Source organism: Gillisia sp. JM1 (assembly GCF_000424645.1).
Classification (GTDB): Bacteria; Bacteroidota; Bacteroidia; order Flavobacteriales; family Flavobacteriaceae; genus Gillisia.
This window is the reverse complement of the sequence record NZ_KE384219.1, coordinates 268,220-291,467: the sequence shown is the minus strand read 5'-3', so window position 1 is coordinate 291,467 and position 23,248 is coordinate 268,220. Positions and strand designations below refer to the sequence as shown.

Below are 23,248 nucleotides of genomic sequence, written 5' to 3'. Positions count from 1 at the left end.
TTTAGCTAATATAATTCCAAATATTCTTGTGCTTAGCCACTTGTTGGTAGGTGTATTTCACCATTTTATGCTCGGGTAGTTCTAGGTTTGGATCTTCAGTGAGTAATCTTTTAGCATAATCTCTAGCAGATTTAAGGATCTGATTATCCTTTACAATATCTGCAATCTTTAAATTAAGAACTCCACTTTGTTGGGTTCCCATAAGATCACCAGGACCTCTTAATTTGAGATCTACTTCTGCGAGTTCAAAGCCGTCATTAGTGCTCACCATTGTTTGAAGGCGAGTTTTGCTGTCTTCAGAAAGCTTGTGTCCGGACATCAAGATGCAATAACTCTGTTCTGCTCCCCGTCCAACACGACCACGAAGCTGATGCAATTGTGAAAGGCCAAACCTTTCGGAACTTTCAATAATCATTACACTGGCATTTGGAACATTAACACCAACCTCTATTACGGTAGTCGCCACCATAATTTGAGTATCGCCATTTATAAAACGATCCATTTCGTAATTCTTGTCTGCAGATTTCATCTGTCCATGCACAATGGAAATCTGATATTTGGGCATTGGAAATTCCCTTGAGACACTTTCATAACCATCCATCAAATCTTTGTAATCCATTTTTTCGGATTCTTGAATTAATGGATATACTATATAAATTTGCCTCCCTTTTTCAATTTCATCTCTTATAAATCGAAAAACTTTTAGGCGATTACTATCAAATCTATGAACTGTTTTTATGGGTCTTCTTCCAGGTGGAAGTTCGTCTATAACAGAGATATCCAAGTCGCCATATAAACTCATAGCAAGTGTTCTTGGAATTGGTGTTGCGGTCATGACTAAAATGTGTGAAGGGAGCTCATTTTTTTTCCATAATTTGGAGCGTTGTTCTACTCCAAATCTGTGTTGCTCATCTATGATCGCAAGGCCTAAATTCTTGAATTTTACCTTGTCTTCTAACAGAGCGTGAGTGCCAATTAGGATGTCTAATTCTCCATTTTCCAGTTTTTCATGAATTTCTCTTCTTTTTGAAGCTTTAGTTGAACCAGTTAATAGTTCTATACTGGTGTTCAGTTCTTTACATAATTCAATTAAATCTGTATAGTGCTGTACTGACAAAATTTCAGTAGGAGCCATTAAGCATGCTTGAAATCCGTTGTCAAGTGCTATTAACATTGACATTAAGGCTACTATAGTCTTCCCGGAACCTACATCTCCTTGTAAAAGTCGATTCATCTGTGCGCCGCTCCCAAGATCACTCCTAATTTCTTTGATCACCTTCTTTTGGGCACCAGTTAATTCGAAGGGTAAATGTTCTTTATAAAAGGTTTCAAAATTATTTCCAATGGTATCAAAAACATAACCCTTAATTCTCTTTTTATGGAGCATGTTTTTAACTAAAAGTTGGAGCTGAATATAAAATAATTCTTCAAATTTTAACCGGAATTGTGCTTTGGATAATAGCTCTTGGCTCTTTGGAAAATGAACATTAAAAAGTGCTTCTGCACGCGAAATTAATTTTAGATCTTCATGAATATTTTGTGGTAAAGTGTCGTAAAATTTTCCTTTGGTTTCAATAAATAATTGTTGCATTAATTTATTGATTACTCTATTTGTAATTCCTTTATTGGTCAATTTTTCTGAAGACGGATACACGGGTTGCATTGCAGTTCGTAAACTTTTTTCATGTTCTTCCAGTAATTCCATTTCTGGATGTGGCATACTAAACAGTCCATTAAACCAATTGGTCTTTCCGAAGATGACATAAGGAACATTAAGCTTTAAATTCTCCCGAATCCATTTTTGACCTCTAAACCATACCAATTCCATTTTTCCGGTTTCATCTACAAAATCGGCAACAAGACGTTTGCCTCTTTTTTGTTCAATAGTTCTAAAAGCAACTATTTTCCCAAGCACCTGTACTTCTGCAGAATTTTGCTGAAGTTGATTTATTTTATAATACTTGGTTTTATCCAGATACCTATTGGGAAAGAAATTTATAAGATCCTGGTAGGTATGAATGCCTAGTTCCTTTCTAAATAACTCAGCCCGGCTGGGGCCAACTCCTTTTAAATAATCTATGGGGGTTTGTAGAAAATTGGCATTCATAAAACGAAGATATTAAATTCCTTTTTTAATCCCTCATTGAGGGTTGATTTCCTTGAGCTTTGCCTCAAATTCAAGATTATTTCCCAAACCAGTATCTCGTGGGTTTGCCCCGAGGCTTTTAATTTGAAACAGATTCTAACATAAGTGATCATCAAAAACAATCGCTTTCTAAGATTCCTAAATTAATAGACAGATTTTGTAATTTGCAAACTTATTGAAGCCCCATAGAATGAGATACCATTTTTTATTTCTTTTTTGCATATTCAGTATTGCGGGTTATGCACAATATGATAGCTCCTTAGATCAAACCAAAAAAGTAGATTTTATACAGGTGGATGCTGAAATAAGTATTCTTCCGAAGAAAAAAAGTGTGGAAGGAGAAGTGAATTATCAATTTAAAATCCTTAGCCCACAAGATTCTATTTTTATTGATGCCAAAAACATGGAGTTTTCATCAGTTCTTCTGAATGGTAACAAGGTTTCGTATTCTAACGATAGCTCCAGAATATGGATAAAAACAGCTTTTTCTCCCAAGAAAGAATATCAGCTTACTTTAAAATATTATGCCGAGCCAAAACAAGCTATGTATTTTATTAATTGGGATGCTCCAAAGGAAAAAAATGTGAGTAAACAAGTTTGGACTCAAGGACAGGGTAGAGATAATTCCAATTGGTTGCCAAGTTTTGATGACATGACCGAAAAGTTAATTTTCAATTTAACTTTCAATTTTAATAAGGATTACCAAGTTATTTCCAACGGAGAATTAGTAAATAAAAGAGATCTTAATGACTCTATAGCCCAATGGGAATTTGAGATGGAAAAACCTATGAGTAGTTATTTGGTGGCAGTTGCAGCCGGTAATTATTCTAAACTCACTTTACAATCTAAAACGGCAGTTCCCATTGAGCTATATTTTGAGCCAAAAGATTCACTTAAAGTAGAACCAACCTATAGATATACTAAAGAAATTTTCAATTTTCTCGAAGATGAAATTGGTGTAGCCTATCCCTGGAAGAACTACAAACAAGTTCCCGTTCAGGATTTTATTTATTCAGGAATGGAAAATACCAGCATCACAATTTTTTCAGATTCTTTCCTAATAGACTCTACGGCTTTCATAGATCAGAATTATGTTTTTGTAAATGCACATGAACTAGCTCACCAGTGGTTTGGAGATATGGTTACAGAAACTAATGGGAAACACCACTGGTTGCATGAAGGATTCGCCACGTATTATGCTTGGCTCGCAGAAAAAGAGATTTTTGGGGAAGATTATTTTTACTGGAAATTATATGAATCTGCAGAACAATTAAAAGAACTAAGCGACTCGGGGAAAGGTGAGTCTTTACTGAATCCTGATGCAAGTTCCCTTACATTCTATCAGAAAGGAGCTTGGGCATTGCATATTTTAAAAGAGCAGATTGGAGAAGATAATTTTAAGGAGGCAGTTAAAAACTATCTTTTGAAGAATGCATATTCCAATGTAACCACAGATGATTTTGTGCGAGCAGTAGAAGATGCCTCTAAAATGGATATTTCTGCTTGGAAACAGGATTGGTTAAAACAAAGTGCTTTTCAAGGAACCGAAGCATTGGCTTCTTTAAAGAGATCTGAATTTATCTCAAAGTACATGAAACTGGCTTCTTTAAGAGAAACTTCCATTTCAATTAAAAAAGAATATTTAGATAAAGCTTTAGATTTTCCGGTAAACGAATATATTGGGCAAGAAGTTGTTTTTCAGTTATCTGGTGAGAATACTAATGAGACAATGTCCCTTTATAAAAAGGCTCTTGGAACTAATAATCTGAGAGTTAGGCAAGCCGTAGCAGTAAGTATAGATTCAATTCCTTCAGCAATAAAATCGAAATTTATTGGACTTTTAAATGATGAATCGTATATAACAAAGGAAAATACGCTTTTAAAAGTATGGATGCAATTTCCAGAGGAAACAGAAAAAATTTTAAATAAAACACAAGATATTCAAGGTTTTCAAAATAAGAACGTAAGACTGTTGTGGCTGGTCATCAATCTAGTAAGCCCAGAAATAGATTCAGAAAAGAAACCAGCCTATTACAAAGAATTATCAGAATACACGAGTGAAACTCTCCCTTTTGGATTAAGACAAAATGCCTTTGGCTATCTATATCAGATAAATGCTTTTTCTGAACAGAATTTATTAGATCTTTTAGAAGGTGGTCAACATTCTAACCATAGGTTTAGAAATTATTGTAAAAGCTTATTGGATAAATTATTGAAAGATAAAGAATATCGTACAAAATATGTAGCTTTAAGTGATACTATGGAAAATCCAGACTTAGAATTTTTAACCAAAAGATTACAAGATTAATGCGGGCATTAGTAATTTCTGGAGGAGGTAGTAAAGGAGCTTTTGCGGGTGGAGTTGCGCAGTATTTAATTGAAGAGATGGGCAATGACTATGATCTTTTTTTAGGAACTTCTACTGGCAGTTTATTGATCTCTCATTTAGCGCTAAATAAGACTCAGAAGATCAAAGAAGTTTATACCTCAGTCAATCAAAAAAGCATCTTTAGTAATAGACCATTTTTAATTAAACGTAAGCATGGGCAAGACCAAATATCTATAGATCATTTTAATGTGCTCCGTAATTTTATGAGGGGTAAAAAAACATTTGGAGAGAGCGAAAATCTTAAAAAACTTATCCTGAATACAGTTACCAAAGAGGAGTTTGAGGAGTTAAAAGCGGGTGAGAAAGATATATTGGTTACAGTTTCTAATATTTCTTTGAATGAAGTGGAATATAAATCTATACGCGATTACTCCTATGAAGATTTTTGCGAATGGATCTGGATTTCCTGTAATTATGTGCCTTTTATGAGCTTGGTTCAAAAGAATGGCTGTGAATATGCCGATGGTGGCTTTGGATCTATGGTGCCAATAGAAGAAGCCATAAAACGTGGCGCTACAGAGATTGATGCGATTATCCTTCAAACAGAAGTGACCTATTTTAATAGATTGCCATCAAAAAATGTGTTTTCATTGATTACTAATTTGTTCAGATATATGTTGGATAGAATTGAACGACAGAATATAAGAATCGGGAAATTTGAAGCCGCTAATAAGGATGTAATCATTAATTTCTATTACACTCCTACCGTGTTAACAACTAATTCTCTTATTTTTGATAAGGTGAAGATGGAACGTTGGTGGGAGAGTGGTTTTAGTTTTGCCAAGTATAAAAATGAAGAATTGAACCAAATTGAACCTTAATGCGAGCATTGGTAATTTCAGGAGGAGGAAGCAAAGGAGCTTTTGCTGGGGGAGTTGCCCAGTATTTAATGGAAGAAGAAGGTAGAAAATATGACTTATTTCTAGGAACTTCTACGGGAAGTTTGCTCATTCCTCACTTAGCAGATGGTAACATTAAAAAGGTGTACGATATTTACACAAATGTTACCCAACGAAAAATCTTTAACATTAACCCATTTGTGGTTAAAAAGAAAGATGGTAGGGAATATGTTACCATCAACTATTTTAATATGTTCCTTCAGTTTGCTAAGAAAAAAAGAACTTTTGGAGAAAGTAAAAATTTACGTAAAAACATAAAAAAAGATTTTTCAAAAGCAGATTTTGAATCTGTGAAAAATAAAGCCAAAGATGTTGTTGTTACAGTATCTAATTTATCTAAAAACAGAGTAGAATATAAATCTATTCACGAATTCTCTTACGATGATTTTTGCGATTGGATTTGGATTAGCTGTAATTATATTCCTTTTATGAGCCTTGCTACTAAAAACGGATATGAGTATGCCGATGGGGGTCTGGGATGTGTTGTGCCTATTCGAGAAGCTATTAAACGAGGTGCTACTGAAGTGGATGCAATTATTCTTGAAGCCGAGAATATGGAGTATAATAAAGTGCTGGGGAAAAACCCTTTTTCTTTAATGATAAATCTCTTCGGATTCCTATTGGATCAAGTTGAATATCACGATGTGGTTGAAGGAAAACTCGCCGCTATGAATAAACAAGTGAAATTAAACACCTATTACACACCGGTTCAATTAACCGAAAACTCCTTGGTTTTTAATAAAAAGGCTATGACCTCTTGGTGGCAACAAGGTTTTGATTATGCAATGGAACGTGGTATCCAAAAGAAGAATAATCAAGCAATATCTATCAAGAAGATTCTTTAGGTACCAATTTTTTCTTAACAAATAAATGGAATAGTGTTTAAATCTAACTTTTGCTATAGAGCATTAATTAAAAGCTAAAAGAAGTGCTAAATTATATTTCGTAATTCTTTTTTAATGTAGTCTAAAGCAGCTTCTGTAGGGGGTGTTTGATTCATTAATGCGTTCAAAATATCCTGCCTTAATTCATCGGCATTACTAACATCTTCCTTTTTAGCTGTTTTCCGAATAATACCAATTGTAGCATTTTTAGAAGTTTTTATAACATTCCAACATTCTGGAGAAAGATAGATTTGCTGCGCTAAATTATGATCGAATTCTTGATCTATAGTTTGCACAAGCATATCTTCATACGCCTTTAAGTCATTGGATTTTGGTTTTATCCTAAGCAATAATTTTCCCATAGAAATCCTTTCTAAGAACAAGGCCATACGTTCAAATGCTTGTAATTTGATAGGGAGTGCGATTTTTTGGTTTTCCAGTCTCAATTGATAGACCCTTCTTTTTTCTTCATTCGAGATATGCATTTTGAAGAAATAAAAAGATATCAAGCCAACAATTACTGCTGGTAGTAGATAAAATATTAGATCAATAATGTTGATGTCGTTCATAGTTAATTAGTGTCGTAAACAGAGGTATCTTCGGTTTCTGCTTCTTTAGTTTTTACTTCTTTTCCCTTGGAATATGTTCCGCCCAAATATGGACAATCCATATGTTCTTGCACCGAGGTAAACAGAACCGGGGATTTATGGTACCCAAACGTAGAGGCAAGGGTCATTGTTATATTTTTATCGCTTAAATTAATGTCCACATCGTCCATGGTAAACTGAGAGGGATGTTCATAACCACACGCATGTGTCATTTCCAGCAATTCCTTTTTAAATTTAGCAAAGTAAAAATTCACTCTTTCAGCTTTATCTTTAACGTTGATTCCGGCCTGTAGCCATTTATTATGAGTGGTTATCCCAGTTGGACAAGTATTGTTATGGCAGGATTGCGCCTGAATGCAGCCAATACTCATCATGGCCTCACGTGCAACATTAATAGAATCTGCACCCATTGCGAATGCCATCGCTGCTTTTGCTGGAAAACCAAGTTTTCCACTGGCTATAAAAACAATTCTTTCGGTGATTTCTTCCTTCTGAAAAACTTTATAAACATCTGTAAAAGCATTTATAAATGGTAGGGAAACATGATCTGCAAAACTTGGAGGAGCGGCTCCAGTCCCACCTTCACCGCCATCTACAGTAATGAAATCCGGTCCGCGATTGGTTTTCTTCATTATACTCGCCAATTCTTCCCATTGCTTCAATTGGCCTACTGCAGATTTTATACCAACTGGTAAACCGGTGGCCTCTGCTATTTCCTCAATAAAATTCACCATTTCTGGAATATTATTAAAGGCTGAATGTGTTGGAGGAGATAAAACATCTTTTCCCAATGGCACGTTTCTAATCGCAGCAATTTCTTTTGTAATCTTAGATGCCGGTAATACTCCACCTTTCCCGGGTTTGGCACCTTGAGACAATTTGACTTCTATCATCCTAATTTGGGGATTCTCCTGCACTAGCTTTATGAGTTTTTCTAAGGAGAAATTACCATCATCCCCACGAACTCCAAAATAACCGGTCCCAAAATGAAATGCAACATCTGCACCCTTCCGGTGGTAAGGTGAAAGCCCGCCTTCTCCTGTATTATGATAGGCATTTGCTAATAAACATCCCTCATTTAGGGATTCTACCGCTTTCGCCGAAAGCGAGCCGAAACTCATGGCTGAAACATTGATTATAGAGGCAGGTCTATAAGGTCTTTGTCTTTTGTTGAAGGAACCCATCACCTTTGCACAGGCAATAAAATAAGGGTGTTCTGAATTTGGATGGTCTTTTTCGAGCTTGTATGCAAGCATGGAGTTATTTATGAAGATATAGTTGGTTCTATAAATGTCTTCATTGGTTCCAAAACCTTCATAGTTATTCTCATTTTTAGCCGATGCATAGATCCATCCTCGTTCATTTCTATTAAAGGGTAGTTCTTCTCTATCGCTTGCAACAATATATTGCCTTAGCTCGGGCCCTATGCGTTCCATAAAGTAACGCAAATGTCCAACTACAGGAAAATTGTGTTTAATTATGTGTTCTTTACTAAAAAATATATCCTTTATTGCAACGAGGATTAGGAAAATTATAATCCATCCCCACCAGGGAATACTTCCTAAAATATTTAACACCTCGTTCATTCTAATTGTTTAAATAGTCTAAAGCTAACTGGGACATCACTTTTACACCCAACAACATTCCGCTTTCATCTATATAAAAATCTGGAGTATGATGTGGAGCAGCCTCAGTCGTTCCTAAAGCTTGTCCACCTAGAAAAAAGTAAAACCCAGGAACTACTTCCTGAAAGAAAGAGAAATCTTCTCCACCAGTTGTGGCTTTCACTAATTCAACTTTATCCTTACCTGCAATATTTTGTAGTGTAGGAAGCATTTTATTGGTTAGCTCCGGATCGTTGTAGGTAATAGCAGTATTATTCTGAATTTCTACAGTTGCAGTTCCTCCATATGCCTTAGCAATTGCAGGTACCATTTCGTTCATTCTTCTTAAAATAGTAGCTTTCATATCAGCATCCAAAGTTCTTATGGTACCTATCATTTCAGCAGTTTCGGGAATAATATTAAAACGAACTCCACTGGTGATTTTTCCAACTGTGATCACAGCTGCACCATCTACCAATTTAGAATCACGACTTATTATAGTTTGTAATCCATCAATGATCTTTGCTGAAATTAAAATAGGGTCTGTACCACTCCATGGGGCAGAACCGTGAGTTTGCTTTCCTTTTACATTTATTACAAAACGCTCTACAGCAGCCATGGTGCCTTCTGGTTTGTACCGAACTGTACCAACTGGTGTTCCAGAATTTATATGTAACCCGAAAATGGCATCCACATCTGGATTTTTTAATACACCTTCTTCAATCATTAAAGAGGCTCCTCCTTTTTCTCCAGGGGGTGGACCTTCCTCAGCAGGTTGAAAAATGAATTTTACAGTACCATTTATCTTGTCTTTATTTTTCGAAAGTATTTCGGCAACTCCCATTAAAATGGCAGTGTGTGTATCGTGTCCGCATGCATGCATTACACCGGTATTGGTTCCTAAAAAATCTGTAGTAACTTCAGATTTAAAGGGTAGCTCATTTCTTTCAGTTACTGGCAAAGCATCTATATCTGCTCTAAGGGCAACTACTTTTCCTGAATTATTTCCTTTTAGAATTCCAACTACTCCAGTCTTAGCAACGCCTGTTTGAACTTCTAAACCAAGACTCCTGAGATGTTTCGCTATTTTTTCAGCAGTTTTGAATTCGCGATTAGAAAGTTCTGGGTGTTCATGGAAATCACGGCGCCATTCGATTACTTGCTGTTCGAGCTTATTAGCTTCTTTTTCAATTTCGGGATCTATGCTTTGCGAATAATTGTTAATTGAAAAGAGGCAAAAAAGAAATATGCAGATTTTTTTCATAATAGGGAATTTTAACTAAAGAAGAATTATTTAAGCGATGCTGTCCAGCGATAATCTGTTATCAACCAGATAACAAAAACTATTGCAGCAAGAATAAAATATAGGTTACGAGAAAATTCACCCTCAATATTTCCTAAATAAAAGGCAACTGCTACTAAAGCAACGGATACAATAAATTCAATCCAGCCATGGATTTTAAAAGGAATTACTTTTATTAGTCCCACTTCAAAATTGGTGAACAAAGTTAAAAGGAGATGAATACCTCCTAAAGCATAGGTAACAATAGCAGTGATTTCAGGTAAATTAAGAAGACTTGGCAATATTAACAAAACCAATACCACCAGATAATCTATAAAACCATGGATTTTAGAATTTATTTTCATAATGTCGATTATTAATACCCTTTTATTAAATAAAAGTATTGAGTGGTTATCAAGGTTATAAATATATTTAAAATAATAGGCATGTCATAATTTGTAGACCCTTTGTTTAAAAGTAAGACCAAAAGGAGTTTTAAAGTACATCTTAATTGGCTAAATTCACAGCTTAAAATAAAGGATAAATTTGGAATCTTATTTAGCAGAATTAAACGATGCACAACGGGCTCCCGTTCTTCAAAAAGACGGGGCAATGATAGTGATAGCAGGAGCAGGGTCTGGGAAAACGCGGGTACTTACCTATAGAATTGCTTATTTAATGAGTAAAGGGGTAGACCCTTTTAATATTCTTTCTTTAACCTTTACCAACAAGGCCGCAAAGGAAATGAAAAAGAGGATCTCACAAATTGTTGGAAGTAGTGAAGCGAAGAATTTGTGGATGGGTACATTTCACTCCATATTTGCTAAAATGTTGCGTGTCGAGGCCAATAAACTGGGCTACCCTTCAAATTTCACCATTTATGATACTCAAGATTCTCAACGCCTTATTTCAGCAATTATCAAAGAGATGGGATTGGATAAGGATATCTATAAATATAAGCAGGTTTACTCAAGAATATCTTCCTATAAGAATAGTTTAATCACCGTTAAGGCCTATTTTCAAAATCCTGAATTGCGGGAAGCCGATGCGATGGCTAAAAAGCCAAGACTTGGGGATATCTATAAGAATTATGTAGAGCGCTGTTTCAAAGCTGGAGCAATGGATTTTGATGACTTATTGCTGAAAACTAATGAGCTCTTGAATAGGTTTCCAGAGGTGCTTCAGAAATATCAGAACAGATTCCGATATATTTTAGTAGATGAGTATCAGGATACAAACCATTCGCAATATTTGATTGTAAAAGCACTTTCAGATAAATTTCAGAATATATGCGTGGTAGGGGATGATGCGCAGAGTATTTACGCTTTCCGTGGAGCGAATATCAATAATATTTTGAATTTTCAGAAAGATTATGATAATGTGCAGATGTACCGTTTGGAGCAAAATTACCGTTCCACTAAGAACATCGTAAATGCAGCTAACTCCATTATAGAAAAAAATAAGACCAAACTTGATAAAGTGGTTTGGACGGCAAATGACGACGGACCAAAAATCGTTGTAAATAGATTGCTTACAGATGGCGATGAAGGGCGATTTGTAGCGAGTTCTATTTTCGAGAACAAGATGCAAAAGCAAATGAATAACGGAGATTTTGCAATCTTATACAGAACAAATGCCCAGAGTAGGGCTATGGAGGATGCTTTGCGTAAAAGAGAAATCCCTTATAGAATTTACGGAGGGCTTTCATTTTATCAGCGAAAAGAGATCAAGGATGTCCTATCTTATTTGAGATTGTTGATAAATCCTAATGATGAAGAAGCTTTAAAAAGGATCATCAATTTTCCTGCAAGGGGAATAGGATCTACGACTATAGATAAATTGACCATTGCCGCAAATCAATATAACAAATCTATTTTTGAGATTATTGAAAATCTGGATCATATAGATCTTAAGATAAATTCTGGAACCAGAAACAAGTTGGCGAATTTTGCGAACATGATCAAAAGTTTCAAAATTCTTACTGAAAACGCTGATGCTTTTGTGGTTGCAGATACGGTAGCCAAGAAAACTGGACTTGTTCAAGAACTTAAAAAAGATGGGACGCCAGAAGGAGTAGCGAAAATTGAAAATATTGAAGAACTTCTTAACGGAATTAGAGATTTTGTGGAAGGACAGCAAGAACTGGCAGATGCTTCGGGCTCTTTAGCTGAATTTCTGGAAGATGTTGCTTTGGCAACAGATATGGATAAGGAGACCAATGAGGATCATGTGGCGCTTATGACCATACATTTAGCAAAGGGTCTGGAATTTCCATTCGTTTATATTGTGGGGATGGAAGAAGATTTGTTTCCTTCAGCAATGAGTATGAGTACGCGGTCTGAATTAGAAGAAGAACGTAGATTGTTTTACGTAGCACTTACAAGAGCAGAGAAACAAGCATATTTAACTTACACACAATCCCGTTATAGATGGGGGAAATTGGTAGACGCAGAGCCTAGCAGGTTTATTGAGGAGATAGATGAAATTTACTTGGATTATATGATTCCTCAGGATGACTATAAGTATAAACCTCTTATGGATCTTGATATTTTTGGGGATGTAGATAAAAGTAAATTCAGGCAATCTAAACCAAAATCTGGGACACCGCCACCTGCACATAAACCTAACGAAGAGCAACTTAGGAAGCTTAGAAAACTTAAACCAACTGCTACAGATTATCCTACAGCCTCGATAAAAGACACTGTGAAATTGGAAGCAGGAAATGAAGTGGAACATATTCGTTTTGGAAAAGGAAAAGTGCTGAATATCGATGGGATTGGACAAGATAAAAAAGCAGAGATCGATTTTGAAAATGGTGGAGTAAAAAAACTTCTATTGAGATTTGCTAAACTGAAGGTGCTTTCATAATTTAATTCTTTATAAACTGTTTTCCTCTAATTCTATAATATATGATTCGAAAAGGTAGTAATGTAAAATGGAAATGGGGTTCTGGTGAAGCCGAAGGAAAAGTAATTGATACCTTTTTAGAAAAGATTACCAAAACCATTAAAGGATCTGAAATTACCCGAATTGGCGAAAAAGGAAATAGGGCATTATTGATAGAACAGTTAGATGGCGACAAAGTTTTAAAACTTGAAAGCGAAGTAACTCATATAGAATAAATTTAGATACAGCATTTCCCAACAAAGTTTTTAACGGACTTGATATTATAAGTTTTATAGGGGTGCTCATAATATTGCATCATAGGATATATTTTAAACAGCAGATATCTTTTTATTAATTTGTGATTTTTCCAACTTAGAAAGAATAGTACTATGGCTAATTTAATTAGAATTTACGAAGAGAATCCGAATCCAAAAGACATCAAAAAAGTAGTTGATGTACTTAGAAAAGGAGGTTTGATTATTTATCCAACAGATACTGTTTACGGCCTTGGTTGCGATATTACAAATACAAATGCTTTAGAGCGAATTGCACAGATAAAACAAGTGAAATTAGACAAAGCTAATTTTTCCTTTATTTGTGAAGACCTTAGTAATCTTTCAGATTATGTGAAGCAAATAGATTCCCCAACTTTTAAATTGCTAAAGCGGAACTTGCCTGGGCCATTTACTTTTATTCTTCCAGGAAATAACAATCTTCCTAATGTCTTTAAGAAAAAGAAAACAGTAGGGATCAGGGTGCCAGATAATAATATTTGCCGGGCGATTGTAAGAGAATTAGGAAATCCTATAGTTTCAACCTCTATTAAAGATGAGGATGAGGTTATTGAATACACAACAGATCCTGAATTAATTCTTGAAAAGTGGGATAATCTGGTAGATCTTGTTATAGATGGTGGTTATGGGGACAACATCGCTTCTACGGTAGTAGATTTAACTGGGATTGAACCTGAAGTAATAAGAGAAGGTAAAGGGAATATAGATTTTATGTAAATATTTCGATAACTAGTTAATTGCATATTAAACCTGCTCGATTCTTTTTAATGCCCCTTTTAAAAAATTAGCTTTAGCTATAAAGTTTAATTAAAAAAGAAAATGAATGAATTATTTTAAATCTAAGACAACAGCAGAAGAAGTAAATATATTTTACGAAGACTTTGGTAAAGGACAACCAGTTATTTTGATACACGGTTGGCCATTAAGTCATAGAATGTGGGAATATCAAGTAGAAGAAATTGTAAATGCAGGATTTAGATGCATTACATATGATAGAAGAGGCTTTGGAGAAAGTGATAAGCCTTGGGGAAAATATGATTATGACACTTTAGCCTCAGATCTCAATAATTTAATTGATCACCTAAGTCTTTCCGATTCTATAATAGTTGGATTTTCTATGGGTGGAGGAGAAGTAGCCCGATTTATTGGGAACTATGGAACCAATAAGATCTCAAAAGCAGCACTAATATCTGCAGTTCCTCCTTTTATGCTTAAAACAAGTGATAATCCGGAAGGCTTAGATAAAGAAGTATTTGAAGGATTCAAGAAAAATATAAGGGAAGATAGAGCTGGATTTTTAGCTGGTTTTGGTGACAAGTTTGTAAACTATTCTGATAATAAAGAGAGAATAAGCAAAGATCAGGTTCATTTAAATTGGAGTATTGCTTGCAAAGCCTCTCCAAAAGCGACTGTAGATTGTGTAGATTCATTTGGTCTTACCGATTTTAGAGAAGATCTAAAGAAATTTGATGTTCCAACTTTAGTGGTTCACGGAGAAGCAGATCAAATAGTACCAATTGAGATTGGAGGTAAAAAAAGTAAGGACCAAATCACCAATGCAAAATATGAGGTTATCAAAGATGCACCCCATGGTTTGATACTTACCCATAAAAAAGAATTCAATAAAATTCTAATTGACTTTTTGAAGAGTTAATCCCTCATTACGGGTTTAATTCCCCGAGGCATGGCTAGAAATCTTTAATAGAATTCTCCGATTCATATCCATTGGTTACCCGAAGGGACCTTGATATTGAAATCAGGAGACATAAAAAAAGCCTCGCAATTGCGAGGCTTTAGTATTATTAAAAATGAGTCAGCTTATTTAGCTTCTTTCATTCCTTCTTCTATCAAGTTGTAGAATTGATCTAATTTAGGTAAGATCACGATTCTTGTACGTCTGTTCTTAGAACGTCCTTCAGCAGTATCGTTAGATGCTACAGGAATATAGTAACTTCTTCCTGCTGCAGTCATTCTTTCTGGTGGCACACCAAATTCATTTTGAAGAATTCTTACAACAGAGGTAGCGCGTTTAACACTTAGATCCCAGTTGTCTTCAATTACTCCACCTTTCATTGCTTGATCATCTGTGTGACCTTCAACCATAAATTCGATCTCTGGTTTGTTCTTCACTACCATTGCAACTTTTCCTAATACTTCTTTTGCACGAGAAGTTACATTGTACTTTCCACTTTCAAACAATAATTTATCTGAGATAGATACATATACAACACCTTTTTCAACATTAATACTAATGTCTTCATCGTTCATGTTTCCAAGAACTCCTTTTAAGCTAGTAACTAATGCAAGTGTAACAGAATCCTTTTTAGTGATTGCATCCTGCATACGATTTATTTTCATGTCTTTTTCCTTGATGCTCTCTAAAGATTTTTCAAGGGTTGAAGCCTGTTGGGTAGAAAGTGTAGCAATATTTCCAACATTGTTCATTAAGCCAGAATTCTGGTCGTTAAGGGTTTTTATTTGCTCTCCTAATCTGTCTTTTTCGTCTAAACAAGAATTCAATTTAACGGTCGCAGTGTTTAATTGATCCTTTGTTTCTTGTTGTAAAGTTTCAAGCTCAGCGTATTTCTTCTGTGACACACAAGAAGAAAGTAATAAAGCGGCAGTAGCCGTAAGTAACATGATTTTCTTCATAATTTGATGTAAATTTTTTATTGTTAGATTTTCTCAAAGCTATCAAAATTAGTGCCCATATACTATTTTTTGCCTTGAAAAATTAAAAATCGGAGAATTTTTTTTGCCCCAATCCGTAATTCCTGCAAACAACGGAAATTTTTGAGTAATAATTATCTTTCTTAGGGAGTTTTTTACGCTTTTTCAAAAATTTATTTAATTGTGAATAAAAACTTATATGTGCTTGAAAAACAGCGGTAAAGTGATTTAATTTTAATTCGAATAAAAATTTAAATGCAGCTATCCCATCCAAAACCATTCGTAAAAAAAGTACCGATAAAATTTTATTGGAAGGCACATTTTTTATCAGATTAAATAAGCTATTTCTGAAATTAAAAAATGTCTTTTTTGGGTTCATCCTGTTTAAAGTTGCCCCACCCACATGATAGACTACAGAGTTTGGTGTATAAATAACCTTATACCCATAATTATGAAGCCTCCAGCAGATATCTATTTCTTCTTGATGCGCGAAATAATCTTCATCTAGTTTGCCAACTTCGTAATATTTATCTCGCTTTATAGCTAAACAAGCTCCGCTTGCCCAAAAGATCTCTATTTCGTCATCATATTGTCCGTTGTCTTTTTCAAGACTATCAAAGATTCTTCCCCTACAAAAAGGGTAGCCAAATTTATCTATAAAACCACCAGCAGCACCAGCATATTCAAAGTGAGTTGGTTTTTTGTAATCTAAGATCTTTGGTTGTACTGCGGCAACGCTTTTATCTTTTTCAAAAACACCTTCTATGGGGAGTATCCAGTTGGGAGTGACTTTAACATCACTATTTAACAAAATAAAGATATCTTCAGATAGTCCTGCTAAGGCATCATTATAGCCTTTTGCATAACCACCGTTTACTTTGTTTTGAACAATTTTTACTTCAGGGAAATGAGCTTCCACAAAAGAAATTGAAGTATCTGTAGAAGCATTGTCTGCAACATAGACGGTGGCTTCTTTAGAATATTTTACTACCTCTGGGAGAAACTCTTTTAAAAGATCCAGCCCATTCCAATTTAATATTACTACAGCAACAGTCTGACTCATTCTGAATTCTTATTTTTCATTCTGTGGCTTCAAAAGTAAACAGAATAATTTTTAGATTAAAGCGAGTGCCCTATAATTGATATTCTGGAAGGCTTTGTAGAAAATGGTATTTTTCCAGTTCGTAATCTAATTGACAAAAATGATGGTCTAAACCATTGGTTACCATAAGATAATTGGCGTCTAAGCTCATATTATATCTTGCAATTTGATCAAAAGTATCCTGGGTGATCTTTATGGAGGGAGCTTTGCATTCTACTATTATATGTATATCTCCTTTTGAGTTATACACAACTACATCGTACCTTTTTATTCTCTTTCCTATTTTCAGTTGTTTTTCAACATTTATAAGGCTTTTGGGATATTTTTTTTCTGAAATCAGGTATTGAACGGTATGCAGTCTTACCCATTCTTCTGGAGTAAGAATTATAAACTTTTTCCTAATCTCATCGAAAGCGGCTATTTTATTTTCGCTATTTTTGAAGCGAAATGTATATTGCGGGAAATTCAATTTTTGCATCAGTTCAAATAAACAAAATTATAAAGTTATAGCTAAGAAATTTTTCTATTTAATACTGAGTTGTAACTTAAAAGATCTTGTAGAATTAACCCCTTTTGAGCTGAAAAAGCCTCAAATCAAGTATGCCTAACTGCCTTACACCCTTATGGAAGACGCAATTCAAATAGTTAACTCAATTAAAAACGGACAGGTAAAACCCATTTATTTTTTAATGGGTGAAGAGCCTTACTATATAGATAAGATCGCTAATTATATAGAAGATCATCTAATGCCGGAGCAAGAAAAAGGTTTTAACCAGATGGTGATGTATGGGCGAGACACTACAGTTGATGAAATAATTAGCAATTCCAAACGATATCCTATGATGGCCGAAAGACAGGTGATCATTGTAAAAGAGGCACAGGATCTTTCCAGAACCATTGAAAAGTTAGAAGCATATTCAGATAAGCCTCAGCCTACCACAACTTTGGTAGTATGTTATAAATATAAAAAAATTGATAAACGTAAAAAGCTTTATAAGTCGGTAGCTAAAACCGGAGTGATCTTTGAAAGCAAGCGGCTTTATGAAAATCAGGTGGCAGATTGGATTCAGAAAACCTTAAAGTCTAGCGGGTATGCAATTTCGCCAAAAGCATCGCAAATGCTGGTGGAATTTTTGGGAACGGATCTTAGTAAGATCGATAATGAATTACAAAAACTACAATTAATAGCCCCAAAAGGGACTAGTATTTCTCCAGAACTAATTGAAGAGAATATAGGGATAAGTAAAGATTTTAATAATTTTGAACTTAGAAAGGCAATTGGAATGCGTGATACACTAAAAGCGCATAGAATTATTAATTACTTCGCACAAAACACCAAAGACAATCCTATGGTTGTAACAGTATCTTTATTGTTTGGTTATTTTTCTCAAATTTTACAATATCATGGTATAGCCGATAAGTCCAAGGCCAATGTAGCAAAGGTGTTAAAGGTGAATCCTTATTTTGTAGCAGATTATGTGCTAGCAGCTAGAAATTATCCCATGAAAAAGGTGAGCCAGATCATTTCTTATTTGCGCGAAACAGATGTTAAAAGTAAAGGGGTGGGAGCTACAAATGTCCCTTCTGGCGACTTGCTGAAGGAATTGGTTGTAAAAATTATGAATTAAAATGACAGGATTTAAAACATGGGTAAGTGCAGCAAGGTTGAGAACCTTACCATTATCCATTAGCGGAATTATTGTAGGAACTACTATCGCGGTTCATGAAGGATATTTTAGCATTGTGATTTTTAGCCTTGCTTTAGGCACCACATTAGGACTGCAGATATTATCTAATTTTGCAAATGATTATGGAGATGGAATAAAAGGAATTGATAATGAGGATAGAGTTGGCCCACCAAGAGCTTTGCAAAGCGGATTGATCTCAGAAAAAGAAATGAAACAAGGGATGGTGCTTACGGCAATTTTAACTTTGTTGATGGCGGTACTTTTAATTTATTCAGCATTTGGAAAGGATCATTTTTGGTATGCCACCATCTTTTTTCTCTTGGGAGTAAGTGCTATTACGGCGGCAATAAAATATACGGTTGGTACAAATGCTTATGGCTACAGAGGTTTGGGAGATGTTTTTGTATTTATATTCTTTGGGCTGGTAGCAGTTTTAGGAACCTATTTTCTTTATGCAAGAGAAATATATTGGATAGCCTTACTACCTGCATCGGCCATAGGAATGCTGAGCGTAGGAGTATTAAACCTTAATAATATGAGAGATAGGATTTCCGATGAAATTTCGGGAAAAGTTACACTTGTAGTTAAGATGGGAGAGAGAAGGGCTAAGAATTATCATTATACTTTAATTCTTGGAGCTATATTTTTATTTCTCATATTTAGTGTTTTAACTTCTAAAGAGTTAAATAATTTTATCTATATATTGGCTTTTATTCCTTTGGTGCTTCACTTGAAAAGAGTGGTCCAAAATAAAGATCCTCGCAAATTGGATCCGGAACTTAAAATATTAGCATTATCCACTTTTGCAGTCGCAGCCTTATTTGGAATTGGTTTGCTGATTTAATCCCACTAATAAATTTAACATTTGCTTAGGGTGTAATCTTCTTTCATTGTTTATTTTTATTGAAATTCCAATCTTTTTGCAATGATTATAACTTTCTACGGACAAAATTCCTTCAGTATTAAAATAGGAGATATCAATATTATTATAGATCCATTTATAACAGGAAATAAACTTTCTAAAGACAAAGTGGATATCAATAAGTTAAACGCCGATTATATTTTGCTTACTCACGCGCATCAGGATCATATTTTAGATGCTGAAGCTATTGCAAATAATACAGGAGCTGTCATTGTGAGCAACTTTGAGATCGCAACACATTATGAAAATAAGGGTTTTGAAGTGCATCCTATGAACCATGGTGGTTCCTGGGATTTTGAGTTTGGAAAAGTCAAGTATGTAAATGCAATACATACCAGTTCTTTCCCAGACGGATCGTATGGCGGTCAGCCTGGAGGATTTGTTATAGAAGGCGAACATAAAAATATTTATATCGCAGGAGATACGGCGCTTACCATGGATATGAAGCTCATTCCACTAAGCACTAAATTGGATCTGGCAATTTTACCAATTGGAGATAACTTTACAATGGGTGTGGAGGATGCCATAATTGCGAGCGATTTTATAGAATGTGACAAAATAATAGGTTGCCACTACGATACTTTTGGGTACATAGAAATAGACCACGAAGATGCTAAACGTAAGTTTTATGAAAAAGGCAAAGACCTTATGTTACTTGAAATTGGTGAAAGCATTGAATTATAATTTCAGAAAAAATAACTAATTCTTAATGCAGGCAACTTACCGCAGACATCTTTTAGAATTTGAACGCCCAAGCGGGACCTCGCGGGGTGTTCTTACCACTAAAGAAACTTGGTTTATAATTATAACTTCTGAAGAAAAAGTTGGAGTAGGAGAATGTGGACTCTTAAGATCTCTGAGTATAGATGATAGACCAGATTACGAAAATAAACTATCTTGGGTTTGTGAAAATATCTCTCTTGGTGTTGATGCACTTTGGGAACAACTTTTAGATTTTCCCTCACTACAATTTGGTGTAGAGATGGCCTTTAGATCTTTGGAAGCCTCAACTCCTTTTTTATTACATCCTTCAGAATTCACCAATGGAAATTCTTCAATCCCAATAAATGGATTGGTATGGATGGGTGAAAAATCCTTTATGAAGGAGCAAATTCTCGAAAAGATAAAAAATGGTTTCGAATGCATTAAGCTGAAAATTGGTGCAATTGATTTTGGTGCTGAATTAGATCTTCTAAAATTTATAAGATCTGAATTTTCTTCCGAAGAAATAGAAATAAGAGTAGATGCCAATGGAGCTTTTTCCCCAGAGGATGCTTTAGCAAAACTGCAGCGACTTTACCAGTTTAATATTCATAGTATAGAACAGCCTATTAAACAAGGACAATTTAGTGATATGGCGAAACTATGCGAGATCACACCCATTCCTATTGCATTAGATGAAGAGCTAATTGGAGTTACCGGTGTAACAAACAAGAAGAAATTACTACAAACAATCAAGCCTCAGTATGTCATTTTTAAGCCAAGTCTAATTGGAGGATACAAAGGGACAGAAGAGTGGCTGCAGTTGGCACATGAAATGGAGATTGGCTGGTGGGTAACGAGTGCTTTGGAAAGCAATGTAGGTTTAAATGCCATAAGTCAATGGACTTACACTAAAAAGTCCCAGTTACCTCAAGGTCTTGGTACCGGTGGCCTTTATACAAACAATTTTGAGTCTCCGTTGGAGGTGAAAAGAGGAACTATCACGTACAACCCTGAAACGTCTTGGGGCTTTAATCTATAATTTATACATGTTCATTAAGCAAGCATTTAATTATCAGCATAGTTTTTGGAGATATTTACTAGGGGTCTCCATAATAATTTTCGCAGTAATACTCGGGCAAATTCCATTGGCGGTAGCCATGTTTATGGAAGGAGGTATGGATATGGTTGGAATGGAAGAAGCAGAGATGCTGAAAATCCTAGATTCTAATTTAAATTTGTTTTTACTGTTACTCACCTTTGCTGTGGGACTTTTTGCGTTATTCTTTGTGGTGAAATTTATCCATTATCAGCCTATTAGAACAGTTACTACTTCTCGTAAAAAAGTAGATTGGGGTAGATTTTTCTTCGGATTTGGATTGGTAGCAATTTTTTCTATTTCAGTTACAGCTTTCGATTATTATTCAAACCCCCAGGATTACTTAGTTAATTTCCAACCTGAGCCATTTTTTATAATGCTGATCATCGCTTTGATTATGATCCCATTGCAAACCAGTTTTGAAGAATATCTTTTCCGAGGCTATTTGATGCAGGGAATAGGAGTGTTGGTTAAGAATAAATGGGTCCCATTAATATTGACTTCGGTTGTATTTGGTGGGTTACATTTCTTTAATCCGGAAGTGACAAAAATGGGAAATATTATAATGATCTATTATATAGGAACAGGTTTTCTATTAGGTATTATGACGCTTATGGACGAAGGTTTGGAATTGGCTTTAGGTTTTCATGCCGGGAATAATTTACTAACAGCTGTATTGGTTACGGCAGATTGGACCGCGTTTCAAACAAATTCTTTATTAATAGATATATCAAACCCAACAGCGGGTGTAGATGTGCTTATTCCAATATTCGTAGTATATCCGTTATTTTTGTTCATAATGGCTAAGAAATATGGATGGAGTGATTGGAAAGAAAAACTATTCGGAAAAGTAGAGGCTCCGATTGTTGATAAGAATATTCAGAACATAGGAAATTCATAAATATTTTTGTTAAATTTAGGTTTAAGTAACAATATTTTCGTTAAAAACCAACTGTAATGATTGATAAATTTTGTCTTCCAGATACTCATAAAGGTTTTAAAATTAATAAGTTGCATTTTTCTAATGAAGATTTGGCTAAAGTGGCTTATAACTTCATTAAGGAAGGAGAACCGCATGAAGGAGAGGTTGGTGATTTTATTTTAGATTGGTTAAAACCATCAGAGTTTATTGAGGTAAACACCTCTGGATCTACTGGAAAACCAAAAAAGATTAAGGTCAGGAAAGAGCATATGATAAATTCTGCATTAGCGACAGGTAAATTTTTTGAATTACCCTCAGGCTGTACTGCCTTAATGTGTTTACCCGCAAAATATATCGCAGGTAAAATGATGTTAGTGCGCGCAATGGTTTTAGGTTGGGAATTAGATCTTGTGCCACCTTCTTCTAATCCCTTGGATAATTTGTATAAAACATACGATTTTTGTGCAATGACCCCATTTCAGTTAGATAATTCTATTAGTAGGCTACATCTAATCAAGAAATTAATAGTTGGTGGTGGGGCGGTTTCCCCCAATTTGCAACAAATGGTTCAGGGTTTAAATACTAAAGTTTATGAAACTTTTGGAATGACAGAGACAGTTTCTCACATGGCTGCTAAAAAATTGAACACTAAAAAGAATAAGAAAAAGCCAGCTCCTTTTAAACTTATGCCTAACATACATATTTCTAAAGATAAAAGGGATTGCTTAATTATTAATGCGCCTAATATCGCAGATGAGGTCCTAGTGACCAATGATGTCGTGGAGATTCTTACTTATAAGAAGTTTCTCTGGAAAGGTAGATATGATAATGTGGTAAATTCTGGAGGGATCAAATTGTATCCTGAAGATATTGAAAGAAAGCTATGCGGAGTAATAGATGGCCGCTTTTTTCTTATTGGAATGCCAGATAATGCACTTGGAGAAAAATTAGTCTTATTTATTGAAGCGCATTTCTCTGAAGAATTATTATCGGAGCTTCAAGTGAAAATTCAGACAGTAAAAAAGTTGGATAAGTATGAGATTCCGAAGAAAATCTATCTAATTGACAAATTCGAGGAAACTCCTAACGGAAAGATCCATAGAAAAAATACTCTTCGAAGCAAAATTAAGTAACTTCCTATATTGATTTAAA

Annotated in this window: 21 protein-coding genes; 13 read left to right on the top strand and 8 right to left on the bottom strand. The window is 34.9% G+C overall.

What is annotated here, in order from left to right:
• Window position 1: 1 nt before the first annotated feature.
• The gene (gene recG, locus H033_RS0115655; protein ID WP_026839155.1) at window positions 2–2,107 is read right to left on the bottom strand and encodes an ATP-dependent DNA helicase RecG; all 2,106 of its coding nucleotides are present in this window, start codon (window positions 2,105–2,107) and stop codon (window positions 2–4) included.
• A gap of 229 nt (window positions 2,108–2,336) precedes the next feature.
• On the opposite strand from recG, the gene H033_RS0115650 reads away from it, so the two are divergent.
• The 3 genes from H033_RS0115650 to H033_RS0115640 are packed head-to-tail and all read left to right on the top strand — an operon-like array spanning window position 2,337 to window position 6,279.
• Window positions 2,337–4,454 (top strand): M1 family metallopeptidase, encoded by a 2,118-nt coding sequence (locus tag H033_RS0115650; protein WP_034886425.1) that lies wholly within the window; start codon window positions 2,337–2,339, stop codon window positions 4,452–4,454.
• The gene (locus H033_RS0115645) at window positions 4,454–5,356 is read left to right on the top strand and encodes a patatin family protein (protein WP_026839153.1); all 903 of its coding nucleotides are present in this window, start codon (window positions 4,454–4,456) and stop codon (window positions 5,354–5,356) included. Before H033_RS0115650 ends, H033_RS0115645 begins: the two co-directional genes overlap by 1 nt.
• The gene (locus tag H033_RS0115640; protein ID WP_026839152.1) at window positions 5,356–6,279 is read left to right on the top strand and encodes a patatin family protein; all 924 of its coding nucleotides are present in this window, start codon (window positions 5,356–5,358) and stop codon (window positions 6,277–6,279) included. The genes H033_RS0115645 and H033_RS0115640 overlap by 1 nt, the downstream gene beginning before the upstream one ends.
• Before the next feature lie 86 nt (window positions 6,280–6,365).
• Here H033_RS0115640 and H033_RS0115635 read toward each other — a convergent pair whose 3' ends face one another.
• Genes H033_RS0115635 through H033_RS0115620 form a run of 4 tightly spaced genes read right to left on the bottom strand, consistent with a single transcriptional unit; the run spans window position 6,366 to window position 10,177 of the window.
• On the bottom strand, window positions 6,366–6,887 hold the full coding sequence (locus tag H033_RS0115635; protein WP_026839151.1) for a hypothetical protein: 522 nt from the start codon (window positions 6,885–6,887) through the stop codon (window positions 6,366–6,368).
• A gap of 2 nt (window positions 6,888–6,889) precedes the next feature.
• On the bottom strand, window positions 6,890–8,512 hold the full coding sequence (locus tag H033_RS0115630; protein WP_026839150.1) for an FMN-binding glutamate synthase family protein: 1,623 nt from the start codon (window positions 8,510–8,512) through the stop codon (window positions 6,890–6,892).
• 1 nt (window position 8,513) lies between these two features.
• A complete protein-coding gene (locus H033_RS0115625) occupies window positions 8,514–9,794 on the bottom strand; it encodes an amidohydrolase (protein ID WP_026839149.1) in 1,281 nt (426 codons plus the stop codon).
• Between the two features lie 26 nt (window positions 9,795–9,820).
• On the bottom strand, window positions 9,821–10,177 hold the full coding sequence (locus H033_RS0115620; RefSeq protein WP_026839148.1) for a hypothetical protein: 357 nt from the start codon (window positions 10,175–10,177) through the stop codon (window positions 9,821–9,823).
• 181 nt (window positions 10,178–10,358) lie between these two features.
• Here H033_RS0115620 and H033_RS0115615 point away from each other — a divergent pair, with 181 nt between their 5' ends.
• From H033_RS0115615 to H033_RS0115600, 4 genes are all read left to right on the top strand, one after another.
• Window positions 10,359–12,680 carry an ATP-dependent helicase gene (locus H033_RS0115615; protein ID WP_026839147.1) on the top strand — a complete coding sequence of 774 codons (2,322 nt, stop codon included), beginning with the start codon at window positions 10,359–10,361 and terminating at the stop codon, window positions 12,678–12,680.
• A gap of 41 nt (window positions 12,681–12,721) precedes the next feature.
• Window positions 12,722–12,934, top strand: coding sequence for a DUF2945 domain-containing protein (locus tag H033_RS0115610; RefSeq protein ID WP_026839146.1), 213 nt, complete (start codon window positions 12,722–12,724; stop codon window positions 12,932–12,934).
• A 153-nt stretch (window positions 12,935–13,087) separates the two neighbouring features.
• Window positions 13,088–13,708: an L-threonylcarbamoyladenylate synthase gene (locus H033_RS0115605; RefSeq protein WP_026839145.1), complete on the top strand. Its 621-nt coding sequence runs from the start codon at window positions 13,088–13,090 to the stop codon at window positions 13,706–13,708.
• 106 nt (window positions 13,709–13,814) lie between these two features.
• Window positions 13,815–14,645: an alpha/beta fold hydrolase gene (locus H033_RS0115600; RefSeq protein ID WP_026839144.1), complete on the top strand. Its 831-nt coding sequence runs from the start codon at window positions 13,815–13,817 to the stop codon at window positions 14,643–14,645.
• A 164-nt stretch (window positions 14,646–14,809) separates the two neighbouring features.
• Here the strand turns inward: H033_RS0115600 and H033_RS0115595 are convergent, their stop codons facing one another.
• From H033_RS0115595 to H033_RS0115585, 3 genes are all read right to left on the bottom strand, one after another.
• Entirely contained in the window at window positions 14,810–15,643 is an 834-nt protein-coding gene (locus tag H033_RS0115595) for a flagellar motor protein MotB (protein ID WP_026839143.1), read from the bottom strand.
• Between the two features lie 82 nt (window positions 15,644–15,725).
• Window positions 15,726–16,724 carry a glycosyltransferase family 2 protein gene (locus H033_RS0115590; RefSeq protein ID WP_026839142.1) on the bottom strand — a complete coding sequence of 333 codons (999 nt, stop codon included), beginning with the start codon at window positions 16,722–16,724 and terminating at the stop codon, window positions 15,726–15,728.
• A 70-nt stretch (window positions 16,725–16,794) separates the two neighbouring features.
• A complete protein-coding gene (locus tag H033_RS0115585; RefSeq protein ID WP_026839141.1) occupies window positions 16,795–17,241 on the bottom strand; it encodes a type I restriction enzyme HsdR N-terminal domain-containing protein in 447 nt (148 codons plus the stop codon).
• A gap of 145 nt (window positions 17,242–17,386) precedes the next feature.
• Between H033_RS0115585 and holA the strand changes: the two genes are divergently transcribed.
• The 6 genes from holA to H033_RS0115555 all read left to right on the top strand — a co-directional run bounded on the left by holA (window position 17,387) and on the right by H033_RS0115555 (window position 23,229).
• Window positions 17,387–18,391: a DNA polymerase III subunit delta gene (gene holA / locus H033_RS0115580; protein WP_026839140.1), complete on the top strand. Its 1,005-nt coding sequence runs from the start codon at window positions 17,387–17,389 to the stop codon at window positions 18,389–18,391.
• A gap of 1 nt (window position 18,392) precedes the next feature.
• The gene (menA, locus tag H033_RS0115575) at window positions 18,393–19,295 is read left to right on the top strand and encodes a 1,4-dihydroxy-2-naphthoate octaprenyltransferase (protein WP_026839139.1); all 903 of its coding nucleotides are present in this window, start codon (window positions 18,393–18,395) and stop codon (window positions 19,293–19,295) included.
• Window positions 19,296–19,376: 81 nt separating this feature from the next.
• On the top strand, window positions 19,377–20,057 hold the full coding sequence (locus tag H033_RS0115570) for a metal-dependent hydrolase (protein ID WP_026839138.1): 681 nt from the start codon (window positions 19,377–19,379) through the stop codon (window positions 20,055–20,057).
• 25 nt (window positions 20,058–20,082) lie between these two features.
• Window positions 20,083–21,117, top strand: coding sequence for an o-succinylbenzoate synthase (locus H033_RS0115565; RefSeq protein WP_026839137.1), 1,035 nt, complete (start codon window positions 20,083–20,085; stop codon window positions 21,115–21,117).
• 7 nt (window positions 21,118–21,124) lie between these two features.
• Entirely contained in the window at window positions 21,125–22,075 is a 951-nt protein-coding gene (locus tag H033_RS0115560) for a CPBP family intramembrane glutamic endopeptidase (RefSeq protein WP_026839136.1), read from the top strand.
• A 56-nt stretch (window positions 22,076–22,131) separates the two neighbouring features.
• The gene (locus H033_RS0115555; protein WP_026839135.1) at window positions 22,132–23,229 is read left to right on the top strand and encodes an AMP-binding protein; all 1,098 of its coding nucleotides are present in this window, start codon (window positions 22,132–22,134) and stop codon (window positions 23,227–23,229) included.
• The last annotated feature ends 19 nt before the right edge of the window (window positions 23,230–23,248 follow it).